The following is an 11,932-nucleotide window of genomic DNA, read 5'->3' on the forward strand; positions in this document are numbered from 1 at the left end:
GGTGTCCGTTCGCCGCCAGCGCTCCGGGCCGGGGGCGGCTGGGATGAACCCATGACAACGAACCGCATGACAATGAACCCTGTGACCACGAACCCTGTGACCACGGCGCGGGGATCCCTGACGACGCCCGACGGACCTCTGCGCGGCACCGTCGCCCTGGTGACCGGCGGCAGCCGGGGCATCGGCGCGGCGACGGCCCTGCGGCTGGCCCGGGAGGGCGCGGACGTGGCCCTCACCTACGTGCACGGCAAGGAGGCGGCGCAGGACGTCGTCCGGGCCGTCGAGGCGCTGGACCGGCGGGCGGTGGCCCTGCGCGCGGACTCCGCGGACGCAAAGGAGGCGGGCGGGGCGGTGACGCGGACGGCGGAGGCTCTCGGGGGCCGGCTGGACATCCTGGTGAACAACGTGGGGATCGGGCTGCTCGGTCCCCTGGAGAGCCTGTCGGTCGACGACGTGGACCGGGTGCTCGCCGTGAACGTGCGCGGGGTGTTCCTCGCGTCCCAGGCGGCCGCCTCGCGCATGACGGCGGGGGGCCGGATCATCACCGTCGGGACGTGCATGACGCAGCGGGTGCCGGGGCCCGGGGGGACGCTGTACGCCATGAGCAAGTCCGCGCTGGTCGGCTTGACCAAGGCGCTGGCCAGGGAGTTGGGGGCGCGGGGGATCACGGCGAACATCGTGCATCCCGGGCCGATCGACACGGACATGAACCCGGCGGACGGGCCGTACGCGGCGGGGCAGGCGGCGATGACGGCGCTGGGGCGTTTCGGCAGCGCGGAGGAGGTGGCGTCCGTGGTCGCCCACCTGGCGGGGGCGGACTACGTCACGGGCGCGGAGTTCTCGGTGGACGGGGGGCACGCGGCGTGATGCGGGGAGGCGGCGGGTTCTCGCCCCGCCGCCCCTGCCCGTCCGGTCCCGGCGGCTGGGCCCCGGACGCCCCGCTCCGGCCCTGAAGGGGCCTCGTCCTCCGTCGCCGGACGGGCTGGAGTCAGCCCCCCAGTTCCTGATGGCGCGCCGCCAGCGCCGCGGCGCCGGTTTCCGTCAGGGAGCCGAACAACCGCAGGCGGGAGATGCCGCCGTCGGGATAGATGTCCACGCGCGCGTGCGTGCCGACGGCCGGCGTCGCGAGGACGAAGCGGTGGTCGGTGTCGGGCTGGAGGCGGGTGCGCGGGAGGATCTCCGTCCACGCGCCGTCCGCTCCGTCCCGCACGGACACCGACGCCCACCCCGCGCTGTTGCCCTTCAGGTACGCCGTGTCGATCTCGATCGCGCGGATCCGGGACTGGGCGACCAGGCGGTAGCGGATCCAGTCGTGGCCCCGGTCGCGCCGGCGCCGGGTCTCCCAGCCGTCGTCCATCTTGCGAGAGCGGCCCGGCTGGATGGTGTTGGCGGCCGGGGCGTAGAAGAGGTCGGAGGCGTCCTCGACCTGGCCGCCGTTTGCCAGGGCCACCACGTCGAAGGTGCCGAGGGCGGCCAGCCATGCCGGGTCGGGCAGGACCTCGCCGTACACGCGCAGGCGCGCGATGCCGCCGTCGGGGTGCTGGTTGACGCGCAGGTGCGTGAAGCGCTGTTCGGCCGACACCGCGAAGCCGTTCGCCGCGTGGCCGCCCACCGCCGTACGCGGGACGAGCGTCGTCCACTTCACGTCACCGGACAGCAGCTCTTCCGGCGACGGGGAGCCCGGGACCGAGGTCCCCTCGACGGACACCGCCTGCGGGTAGTTGCCGCGGAAGTGGGCCGTGTCGACGACGATGCCGCGGATCACGCCCGGGGCGCCGAGGCGGACCAGGGCCCAGTCGTGGTCGTCGGCCGCGGGCCACGGGTGGTCGGCGGAGGCTCCCCGCCGGCGGCGGGTCTCCCAGCCGTCCATGATCTTGCCCTTGTGCCCGAAGTGCTCGGGGTCGAACGCGGCGGGCCCGGGCAGCAGCAGGTTCTCCCGCTGGGCGAAGAACTCGTCGTTGGCGGCGATGACTCCGGCACCGAGCCGGCGGTCGGCGAGGTCGGCGTACTGGGTGAACGGGAAGGCGGCGGTGCGGTAGTCCGCGTACGGGTCACCGCCTCCATAGGGGTGCGCGTCGCCGGTGAAGCCTGGGATCGCCGTCACGAGGTGTGCCTTTCGGGGTCGGCCGCTGCGGGGGTGCGGCTGCGGTCACGCGGATCAGGGGGTACGGGTGAGCAGCCGGCCCTTCGGGTCGGTGAACTCGCCGTTCACGACGATGCGTTCGCCGCGCAGCCAGGTGGACTTCACGACGCCGTACAGGGTCTTGCCGGCGTACGCCGTGACGCGGTTGCGGTGCTGGAGGGCCGCCGGGTCCACGGTGAACGTCTCGTCGGGTGCGAGGACCGCGAAGTCGGCGTCGTGGCCGGCCGCGATGGCGCCCTTGCGTCCGTCCAGCCCGACCAGACGCGCCGTGCGCGACGACATCCAGCGCACCACGTCCTCCAGGCCGTGCCCGCGCCCGCGGGCCTGAGTCCATACGGCGGCCAGGCTGAGCTGGAGCCCGGAGATGCCGCCCCAGGCGGTCGCGAAGTCGTCCGTCTTCAGGTCCGCCGTCGACGGCGAGTGGTCGGTGACCACACAGTCGATCGTGCCGTCCGTCAGCGCCTGCCACAGCAGGTCCTGGTTGGCCAACTCGCGGATGGGCGGGCAGCACTTGAACTCGCTGGCGCCGTCCGGGACCTCCTCGGCGGTGAGGGTGAGGTAGTGCGGGCAGGTCTCGACGGTGACGCGGACGCCTTCCGCCTTGGCGTCCGCGATCAGCGGCAGCGCGTCCGACGAGGACAGGTGCAGCACATGCACGCGCGCGTCGAGGCGCCTGGCCTGGGCGATGAGCTGAGCGATCGCGGTGTCCTCCGCGTCACGCGGGCGGGAGGCCAGGAAGTCGGCGTACCTCGGGCCACCGGCTTGCGGAGCGGCGTCGAGGTGGTGCGGGTCCTCGGCGTGCACGATCAGCAGACCGCCGAAGGAGGCGATCTCCGCGAGGGACCGGGCGAGTCCGTCCTGGTCGAGGTGCGGGAACTCGTCCACCCCCGACGGCGACAGGAACGCCTTGAAGCCGAAGACGCCGGCCTCGTGCAACGGGCGCAGGTCCTGGACGTTGTCGGGCAGGGCGCCGCCCCAGAAGCCGACGTCGATGTGCGCCTTGCCTGCGGCGACGTCCTGCTTCGTCCGCAGATGGCCGACCGTCGTGGTCGGGGGGAGGGAGTTGAGCGGCATGTCGACGAGGGTGGTGATGCCGCCGGCGGCCGCGGCGCGGGTGGCGGTCCAAAAGCCCTCCCACTCGGTGCGGCCGGGGTCGTTGACGTGCACGTGGGTGTCGACCAGGCCGGGCAGCAGGACGTCGTCGCCGAGGTCCTCCAGGCGGGCGCCGCGCGGTACGGGCGCGTCGTACGGGAGGACGGCGGTGATCGTCCCGGCGGCGACCGCGACCGAGGCGGCGCGCGTCCCGTCCGGGGTGATGACGCGCGTCGAGCGCAGCACCAGTTCCACGTCTTCTACGCCGGACACCCGGGCCCCTTTCGTTCTGCTCTGCCGCCGTCTGCTTCCGTTACGTCCAGGAAACGGGATTTACTTCCACGTAACGGAATTCAACGTTCTGTTGAAGGAGTCTTCACTCCCGCCCCCGTGCCGTCAAGGGCACACCGCCGCACCGGGCCACAGAGGCGCGCACTCTGGACCTTTCCACAAAGTGGAAGGAGAATTCCGGCGAGCAGAACGTAGCTACGCACCAGCGGGGAGTCAACCGACCGGCGGGTAGGCTTCTGCTCTCCCGCCAGTCCCGAAAGGAACGCGCCGTGCCGACGTCCGACGCCAGCACCACCGACTCCGCGAAGTCCGCCACCGGCGGGGTCCAGTCCCTGGAGCGCGCCTTCGATCTGCTGGAGCGGATGGCGGACGCGGGCGGCGAGGTGGGGCTGAGCGAGCTCTCCGCCAGCAGCGGGCTGCCGCTGCCGACCATCCACCGCCTGATGCGCACCCTCGTGGTCTGCGGATACGTCCGCCAGCAGCCCAACCGCCGCTATGCGCTCGGCCCGCGCCTGATCCGGCTCGGCGAGTCGGCCTCCCGCCTCCTCGGCACCTGGGCGCGTCCCTACCTCGCCCGCCTGGTCGAGGAGACCGGTGAGACGGCGAACATGGCGCTGCTGGACGGGGACGAGATCGTCTACGTGGCGCAGGTGCCGTCCAAGCACTCGATGCGCATGTTCACCGAGGTCGGACGGCGGGTCCTGCCGCACTCCACGGGCGTCGGCAAGGCCCTGCTCGCCCACACTCCGGACAGCGAGGTGCGCGCCCTGCTCGCCCGCACCGGCATGCCCGCCGCGACGGAGAAGACGATCACCACGCCGGAGGGCTTCCTCGCGGCGCTGGAGGACGTGCGCCGCCAGGGGTACGCGGTCGACGACAACGAGCAGGAGATCGGCGTCCGCTGCCTCGCGGTCCCGGTGCCCGACTCCCCCACCGCGGCGGCCATTTCGATCTCGGGCCCGGCGGGCCGGGTCACGGAGACGGCGACGCGGCGGATCGTGCCGGTGCTCCAGCAGGTGGCGGTGGAGCTGTCCGCGGCGCTGGCCAGCCAGAACCCGGCATGACGGCATGGCGGGCTCACAGCGGTGGCCCGGCCGCTACACCGACCGGCACGGCTCACAGACGGTCGTCTTCGAGTCCGACGGCCGGGAGCTGATCCGCGCCACGATCAGGGGCGTCCGCTTCGAAGGCGACACGATGGACGATCTCGGCGCGCTGGGCGGGGAGTCGCCCGCGGCGATGTTCGCCTTCTTCGACGGAGCGCTGTGCTCCTGCCTGCTGGAGTGGGAGCTGCCGCTCCCCGTCGAGGGCGGGGGCGTACGGACGGGCGCGCTGTGCTGCGCCCTGCGGCTCGGCGACCCGGCAGGCCCCGGGCGCGGCCTGGACAAGGAGGTCCTGACCACCGTCCTGCGTCTGGACGGGCAGGAGTACCGCACCGGGGAAGGTCACAGCGACTTCGAGGCCGCCCCGCACGGCCTCCAGCACCGGCTGCCGCGGGGAGCACGGCTGAGGGCGTGCATCGCGTGCGCCTGGTCCGACCACCACCCGGCCGGCAACGGCCTGATGGCCGGCCTGGCCTGCTTCCGTGACGCCAAGGACGTCTACCGGCGGGTGGACGGCAAGCAAGGCCCGCGGGGCATCCTCACGCTCTGGCAGCGGCACACCGAACTCGTCCAGGAGACCTGACTCTGCGAGGAGTTCGCGTACCGCTCCCACCCCGGCTACCGGGGGCCCTTCCCGTACCACGGGCCGGGGGCGGACGGCTCCTAGAACCTGCGGTCGCCGTCCCGCCCGCGCGGCGGCTCGCCGAAGCCGTCCACCGCGGCCCGGACCTCCGTCAGCCCCCTGGCCAGGGCGCTGACCGATCCGATCGCCCCGGCGATCAGCAGTAACGAGCTGCGCAGGCGCGCGATGTCCGGTGCCCCGTCGACCGTCATCGCGGCCAGCGCCGCGAGTTCGTCCTCCGCGATGGCCCGGTCGGGGAACTCGGCCGGGTGCGCGGCGAGTTGGCGGCGCAGCCGGGACACCGCGGTCCGCAGTCGGGTCACTCGAAGGTTCTCGTCGCCGCCGGTCACCGGTCTCTGCTCCAAGCTCCGCACCACAGCTCTCCCCCTCGCACGCCGTTGTGCGCCTGCACGTTCCGCTCCCGCCGAGCGCTCCCCGTGGGCGCTGTCCGGGCGCCGGGGACGCGGGTCAGTAAACGCCACCCGGAGGCGGGTTCGCCACCGCCAGGACCGAAATTCAGCCCCGCGCAACCGGACGCCCGCCCGGGCGTCGGGTATGCAGGACGCATGACGGAGAACGAACGGCGGACGGCCGGGCTGCTGCTCGCGGCCGGCGGTGGACGGCGGCTCGGCGGCCGGCCCAAGGCGCTGCTGCCGCACCGGGGACGGCCCCTCGTCGAGTACGCGGCCGGCGTGCTGCGCGCGGCCGGCTGCGCCCGCGTCCACGTGGTCCTCGGGGCCGCGGCCGACACCGTACGGGAGCGCGCCGAGCTCGGCGACTGCGTGCTGGTGGACAACCCGGACTGGGCCGACGGCATGGGCTCGTCACTGCGGGCCGGGCTCGGCTCGCTCGCCGGGACGGGGGCGCGGGCCGCGCTGGTCGCGCTCGTCGACCAGCCCGGCATCGGGGCCGAGGCGGTGGCCCGGGTGCTCGCCGCAGGGCGGGACGAGACGTCGCTGGCCGCGGCCGCCTACGACGGTGTGCGCGGGCACCCCGTCCTGCTCGGTGCCGCGCACTGGGCGGGCGTCGCCGCGACTGCGACCGGCGACCGGGGGGCACGTGCCTATCTGAAGGCGCATGAGGAGGCGATCACGCTCGTCGAGTGCGGGGACGTGGCGCGGCCGTACGACATCGACACCGCCGCGGATCTCGCGCACCTCGAGTGAGGGGGTGGCACGGGGCGCCACCCCGGCTCGACGCGGAGAATCTCGACATCAACAAAACATTGAAGTTCCACCATGAGGAAACTAGTATCCACTGATCAGAAGCGCCCTGCCGCTGCCCGGGCGCCTGCCGCCCCACCCCGGGTCGCCTGGCACCCGGTGCCACGCTCGCTGAAGGAAGTGACAGCTCATGTCCGCACCAGCGCCGTCCCCGCTGGCCATCGTCGACGCCGAGCCCCTGCCCCGGCAGGAGGAGGTCCTGACCGAGGCGGCCCTCGCCTTCGTGGCCGAGCTGCACCGCCGGTTCACGCCCCGGCGTGACGAGCTCCTCGCCCGCCGCGCCGAACGCCGCGCCGAGACCGCCCGCACCTGCTCGCTCGACTTCCTCCCGGAGACCGCCGCGATCCGCGCCGACGACTCCTGGACCGTGGCCCCCGCACCACCGGCCCTGAACGACCGCCGGGTCGAGATCACCGGCCCCACCGACCGCAAGATGACCGTCAACGCCCTCAACTCGGGCGCGAAGGTCTGGCTCGCCGACTTCGAGGACGCCTCCGCGCCGACCTGGCAGAACGTGGTCCTCGGCCAGCTCAACCTGATCGACGCGTACACCCGCTCCATCGACTTCACGGACCCGAAGTCCGGCAAGTCGTACGCCCTCAAGGCCGACGAGGAGCTCGCCACCGTGGTGACGCGTCCGCGCGGCTGGCATCTGGACGAGCGCCACCTCGTCGACCCGGAGGGCACGCCCGTCCCCGGCGCGCTCGTCGACTTCGGCCTGTACTTCTTCCACAACGCCCGGCGGCTGCTCGACCTCGGCAAGGGCCCGTACTTCTACCTCCCGAAGACGGAGTCGCACCTGGAGGCGCGCCTGTGGAACGACGTGTTCGTCTTCGCGCAGGACTACGTCGGCATCCCGCAGGGCACCGTCCGCGCCACCGTGCTGATCGAGACGATCACGGCCGCGTACGAGATGGAGGAGATCCTCTACGAACTGCGCGACCACGCCTCCGGGCTGAACGCGGGCCGGTGGGACTACCTGTTCTCCATCGTCAAGAACTTCCGGGACGGCGGCGCGAGGTTCGTCCTGCCGGACCGCAACGCGGTCACGATGACGGCCCCGTTCATGCGGGCGTACACCGAACTCCTCGTCCGCACCTGCCACAAGCGCGGCGCGCACGCGATCGGCGGCATGGCGGCGTTCATCCCCTCCCGCCGGGACGCGGAGGTCAACAAGGTCGCCTTCGAGAAGGTCCGGGCCGACAAGGACCGCGAGGCGAACGACGGTTTCGACGGTTCCTGGGTCGCCCACCCCGACCTGGTCCCGATCGCCATGGAGTCCTTCGACAAGGTCCTCGGCGACAAGCCCCACCAGAAGGACCGCCTCCGCGAGGACGTCGACGTCAAGGCGGCCGACCTGATCGCGATCGACTCGCTGGACGCCCGGCCGACGTACGACGGTCTCGTCAACGCCGTCCAGGTCGGCATCCGGTACATCGAGGCCTGGCTGCGCGGGCTCGGCGCGGTCGCCATCTTCAACCTGATGGAGGACGCGGCGACCGCCGAGATCTCCCGCTCGCAGATCTGGCAGTGGATCAACGCGGGCGTCGAGGTCGAGCGCGACGGGAGGACGGTGCGGGTCACCCCGGAACTGGCCCGTGAGGTCGCCGCCGAGGAGCTGCGGAACATCAGGAGCGAACTCGGCGCCGAGGCCTTCGCCGCCGGTCACTGGCAGCAGGCCCACGACCTGCTCCTGGAGGTCGCCCTCGACGAGGACTACGCGGACTTCCTGACAGTGCCGGCGTACCAGCGGCTCAAGGGCTGAGGCTCACGCGGGCCCGTCCGAGTGGCCCAGGGACTTCTCCGGGGCCACTCGGTCGCGTACCGCCCGCTTGACGGCCGTGGGCTCCGGGAAGCCCTGCTCGCGGCGGTCCCACACCACCTCGTCGTTCACCCGGACGACGAAGACGCCGCCGGTGCCGGGCCTCAGGGACAGCTCCGTGAGCTCGGTCTCGAAGGTCGTCAGAAGTTCCTGGGCCAGCCAGGCGGCACGCGGCAGCCAGCGGCACTGCGTGCAGTACTCGATCTCGACCCGCTGGACATCCGGCTGAGCTGTCATCCCAGGTGCACCGACCAATCCTGTTCCGCCGCCGGCTTGCCGTGCAGGTCGGGGACCCGCTTGAGCCAGTCCGGGCGGCCCTGCTGTGTCCTCGCCGCGCGCTGGGCCTCTTCGGCGGCGCGTTCCTCGGGGGTGGGGAAGTCGGTGGGGAGCCAGGCGGCGGAGGCCCGCACGCGCGCGTGGAGGTGGTCGACGTACGCCGTGCGGACGTCGTCCGGGGTCGCGAAGCCCTCCTCGTCGGCCAGCCAGGCGTCCGGGACCTCGGCGGTGATCCGGCGCAGCAGCTCTTCGGTGACCCTGGGCGCCAGTTCGGCGTCGGCCGCCCGCACGTCGGGCGCGTAGGGGCCGAGCGCGTGATGCCGGAAGTCGTACGCCTTCTTCGGGTCCGAGCCGTCCCAGCGGTGGTGGAAGACGAGCGCGGCGCCGTGGTCGATCAGCCACAGGCGCGCGGGCGCGATGCCGAGGGTCGGCCAGAGCATCAGGTTGGAGCTGTGGACCGTGCGGTCGACGTTGGCGGTGAGGGCGTCGAGCCAGACGATCCGGCCCGCCTCCAGGGGGTCCACGCGGAAGGTCCCCGCGACCTCCGGGGTGAAGTCCCGCGCGCCCGGCAGGTAGTCCATGCCGAGGTTGGTCCCCGCGCTCGCGCCGTGCAGTTCCCGCACCTCCTGGTGGGGCTCGCGGTCGGCGATGGCCGGGTCGAAGCGCACCAGCACGAGCTCGGGCAGGCGCAGCCCGAGGGCGCGCGCCAGCTCACCCACGATCACCTCGGCGACCAGGGCCTTCCTGCCCTGCGCGGAGCCGGTGAACTTCACGACGTAGGTGCCCAGGTCGTCCGCCTCGACGACCGCGGGAACCGACCCGCCGGACCGCAGGGGTTCCACGTAGCGGGTCGCGGTGACCTCAGTCAGCATTTTCCCGTGCCGTCCGTCTCATCGGCCTTGCTCCATGGGCGGGCGGTTCTCCCTGCTTCCCGGGCAGTCCGTCGATGACAGTGCGCCCCTTGCTTGCGGCCTCCGGTATGAAGTGAGCATAGTAACCGGGGGTGACCGCCGGCGAGGAGTGCCCGAGCCACCGCGCCAAGGTCACCACGGACTCTCCCGCCTCCAGCATGATCGAGGCGTAGGTGTGTGCCGCAGCACCCTTCGGCAAAACGCTGCTGGAGTATCAGCCTGTTGCGGCGCTATCCCAGATCCCGGCGATCGGCGTCGCCCTGTGGACTCTGGGCAGCCCACTGGCTGACGTAGCCGGTGACGAGCCGGGTGAGCTCGTCGACGATCGCATCTCGACCGATCCGCGGCGGGTCCAGCACGTAGCTGACGACGATCGCCTCGATGCTGCGCACGAGGATCCATGCGATCGAGTCAACCGGCTGCACACGGGGACCCAGCTGGAACAGCAGCGCAGTGGTGACCAGCTGGTCGAGTTGCCGGGTGAACTCGGCGCGGTGTGTATCGGCGCTGCGTGGTAGTTGCTCGTACAGCACGCGCAACAGGCCGGCATCCGACTCCAGTGCGTGCAGAAGGGCGAGGACGACACGGCGCACGGCGTCCTCCGGGTCAGTCGCCCCGAGATTCGCGACGAACGCGTCGGTAACGCGAGCATGCAGTCGCTTGCTGTACTCGTCGAGGACGAGGGCGAGGACCGCCTCCTTGTTGGGAAAGTACTGATACAGCGAGCCCGGACTGATGCCGGCTTGCGCTGCGATCCGGCTGGTACTGGTGCGTTCGTACCCCCGTTCCAGGAGGACTTCACAACCGGCCGCGACGATGCGATCCACCATCGCCCGAGAACGGTCCTGTTGGGGAATGCGCCTGGCGGGGTGTTGTGAGCCGAACGGAGCCATCATCTTCGATACGCGAATTGAACACGAATGATTACTCGCATCACAGTAGCAGCATGACTTCATCCAGTGAGCAAGGCAAGCGCGAGAGCCTGCCCTACCCACGGCGCTTCCGTGGGGCGCCCGAGCGCAATGCCAGGTTGGGTCGAATACTGCGGCGGGCCGCCCGCGTCGACCGCGTCGACGAAGATCTGTGCGACCTGATCGGCCGGCGGATGTTCGCGCGCGACGAACTGGGTGGAGAACTCGTTCGTGCCATGCGCGCGGGAGGGGCCGCAGGCGTCACCATGGCGCAGTTCAATACGGCGCTCGAGGAGGGCATCGACGCGGTCGACGACGCGCCGCCCGTGCTCGTGCGTTTCTTCGATGTCGTTGACGAGGTTCCCGCCTGGGTCGACTTCGACGTGATCGAACGGGGCGGCAGTGTCATCCGTCGCATGGGCCGCAACGCCAACGACGTCATGCGGCATCTGTCACTGATCGGCGGCTACCGGCACAGTGGACCGCCCGACCTGCTGGTCGCCACCGGCGGTCTGACCGGCTCGACGGCGATGCGGCGGCTTGGTGAGACCGAGATGTGGAACAACGCCGTCATCAAGCCGGGCGCCATGCGACGCCACGGCGAGGGCTTCAAGCTCACCGTGCATGTGCGGGCCATGCACGCGTTGGTCAACGACCGCTTCGAGAAGAACGGCCGATGGGACACCGACCAATTGGGACTGCCCATCAACCGCAGCGACCAGGCGGCGACCCTGGGACTGTTCAACTCCACGCTGCTGCTGGGTGCCCGCGCCCTCGGCTGGATGGTGAGCTCAGACGACTCCCTTGCCGTGATGCACCTGTGGAAGTACGTCGGCTGGCTCCTGGGAATCGACGAGGACTGGCTTTTCGACACCGAACGGGAACAGAACCGCTTCAACTACCACGCGCTGCTGTGCCAGGACGGCCAAACGCCTGCGGGTAGCGCACTCGCCACAGCGCTCGTCGACGGCGAAAGCGCTCTGGAGCAACGCCGGCCGCAGGCTGTGCGCGCTCGGTTCGCGCGGCTTCGCATGCTCAGCCTGCTCAGGTACTTCCTCGGCAAGGAGAGCCTGCGCGACTTGCAACTGCCCGTGACGCCCGTCTGGGCAGTGCCACCCCTCATCGTCAAGAACCTGATCGTGTCGACCACGGTCAATCGCACCGAGGCCGGCCGCCGCTACCTCGACCGTACCGGCGTCGAGTGGCTCGACCATCGGGCCGAGAAGCTTCTGGGAGGTGCCTACCGGCGCATGGATGTTCTGTCCGGTCAGCGGCATACGACGCAACAGCGACGCATGTGAGGCGTGGAACCGTCGAGTGGCTTCCTCGAATCCCCGAGAGCGGCCTTGTCCGACCCGGGAAGCGGCCCGCCGATGTGCAGCGCCTCGGCAGCAAGCCGCATTCGAGCCGGCTGGGCGCTCTCCTTCGGTAGCGGATTTGTCTTCAGCCCGTACAGGTAAATCTCCTGCCCGCCGTCTTCTCGATCGTGGAACACGGTCACGTCACCGATCCGCAGACAGTCAGTGATGTCGTGGAGC

Annotated in this window: 12 protein-coding genes and 1 pseudogene; 6 read left to right on the top strand and 7 right to left on the bottom strand. The window is 71.4% G+C overall.

Annotated elements, in window-relative coordinates:
• The first annotated feature begins 72 nt into the window (after nucleotides 1-72).
• Nucleotides 73-867: an SDR family oxidoreductase gene (locus ACWD0J_RS11610; protein WP_451495650.1), complete on the top strand. Its 795-nt coding sequence runs from the start codon at nucleotides 73-75 to the stop codon at nucleotides 865-867.
• A 121-nt stretch (nucleotides 868-988) separates the two neighbouring features.
• Here ACWD0J_RS11610 and alc read toward each other — a convergent pair whose 3' ends face one another.
• The gene (gene alc, locus ACWD0J_RS11615) at nucleotides 989-2,104 is read right to left on the bottom strand and encodes an allantoicase (RefSeq protein WP_451495576.1); all 1,116 of its coding nucleotides are present in this window, start codon (nucleotides 2,102-2,104) and stop codon (nucleotides 989-991) included.
• Nucleotides 2,105-2,158: 54 nt separating this feature from the next.
• The gene (gene allB / locus ACWD0J_RS11620) at nucleotides 2,159-3,508 is read right to left on the bottom strand and encodes an allantoinase AllB (RefSeq protein WP_451495577.1); all 1,350 of its coding nucleotides are present in this window, start codon (nucleotides 3,506-3,508) and stop codon (nucleotides 2,159-2,161) included.
• Between the two features lie 287 nt (nucleotides 3,509-3,795).
• Here allB and ACWD0J_RS11625 point away from each other — a divergent pair, with 287 nt between their 5' ends.
• Complete coding sequence (locus ACWD0J_RS11625) at nucleotides 3,796-4,590, top strand: IclR family transcriptional regulator (RefSeq protein ID WP_451495578.1); 795 nt, start codon at nucleotides 3,796-3,798, stop codon at nucleotides 4,588-4,590.
• A gap of 4 nt (nucleotides 4,591-4,594) precedes the next feature.
• Nucleotides 4,595-5,212, top strand: coding sequence for a DUF6304 family protein (locus ACWD0J_RS11630; RefSeq protein ID WP_451495579.1), 618 nt, complete (start codon nucleotides 4,595-4,597; stop codon nucleotides 5,210-5,212).
• A gap of 80 nt (nucleotides 5,213-5,292) precedes the next feature.
• Here the strand turns inward: ACWD0J_RS11630 and ACWD0J_RS11635 are convergent, their stop codons facing one another.
• A complete protein-coding gene (locus tag ACWD0J_RS11635; RefSeq protein WP_451495580.1) occupies nucleotides 5,293-5,628 on the bottom strand; it encodes a DUF5955 family protein in 336 nt (111 codons plus the stop codon).
• 189 nt (nucleotides 5,629-5,817) lie between these two features.
• Between ACWD0J_RS11635 and ACWD0J_RS11640 the strand changes: the two genes are divergently transcribed.
• Both ACWD0J_RS11640 and aceB read left to right on the top strand, forming a co-directional pair.
• Nucleotides 5,818-6,417, top strand: a complete 600-nt coding sequence (locus ACWD0J_RS11640; RefSeq protein WP_451495581.1) for a nucleotidyltransferase family protein — start codon at nucleotides 5,818-5,820, stop codon at nucleotides 6,415-6,417.
• 187 nt (nucleotides 6,418-6,604) lie between these two features.
• Nucleotides 6,605-8,239, top strand: a complete 1,635-nt coding sequence (gene aceB, locus ACWD0J_RS11645; protein ID WP_451495582.1) for a malate synthase A — start codon at nucleotides 6,605-6,607, stop codon at nucleotides 8,237-8,239.
• Between the two features lie 3 nt (nucleotides 8,240-8,242).
• On the opposite strand, the gene ACWD0J_RS11650 is transcribed toward aceB, so the two are convergent.
• The 4 genes and pseudogenes from ACWD0J_RS11650 to ACWD0J_RS11665 all read right to left on the bottom strand — a co-directional run bounded on the left by ACWD0J_RS11650 (nucleotide 8,243) and on the right by ACWD0J_RS11665 (nucleotide 10,313).
• Nucleotides 8,243-8,533 carry a SelT/SelW/SelH family protein gene (locus ACWD0J_RS11650; protein WP_451495583.1) on the bottom strand — a complete coding sequence of 97 codons (291 nt, stop codon included), beginning with the start codon at nucleotides 8,531-8,533 and terminating at the stop codon, nucleotides 8,243-8,245.
• A complete protein-coding gene (locus ACWD0J_RS11655; protein WP_451495584.1) occupies nucleotides 8,530-9,444 on the bottom strand; it encodes a HipA family kinase in 915 nt (304 codons plus the stop codon). Before ACWD0J_RS11655 ends, ACWD0J_RS11650 begins: the two co-directional genes overlap by 4 nt.
• Nucleotides 9,434-9,661: pseudogene (locus tag ACWD0J_RS11660) on the bottom strand (integrase); the annotation flags it as partial. The pseudogene ACWD0J_RS11660 and the gene ACWD0J_RS11655, both read right to left, overlap by 11 nt.
• A 52-nt stretch (nucleotides 9,662-9,713) precedes the next feature.
• Nucleotides 9,714-10,313 carry a TetR/AcrR family transcriptional regulator gene (locus ACWD0J_RS11665; RefSeq protein WP_451495585.1) on the bottom strand — a complete coding sequence of 200 codons (600 nt, stop codon included), beginning with the start codon at nucleotides 10,311-10,313 and terminating at the stop codon, nucleotides 9,714-9,716.
• 116 nt (nucleotides 10,314-10,429) lie between these two features.
• Between ACWD0J_RS11665 and ACWD0J_RS11670 the strand changes: the two genes are divergently transcribed.
• A complete protein-coding gene (locus ACWD0J_RS11670; RefSeq protein WP_451495586.1) occupies nucleotides 10,430-11,695 on the top strand; it encodes an oxygenase MpaB family protein in 1,266 nt (421 codons plus the stop codon).
• Nucleotides 11,696-11,932: the final 237 nt, after the last annotated feature.

This window comes from Streptomyces sp. NPDC003011 (assembly GCF_053591515.1).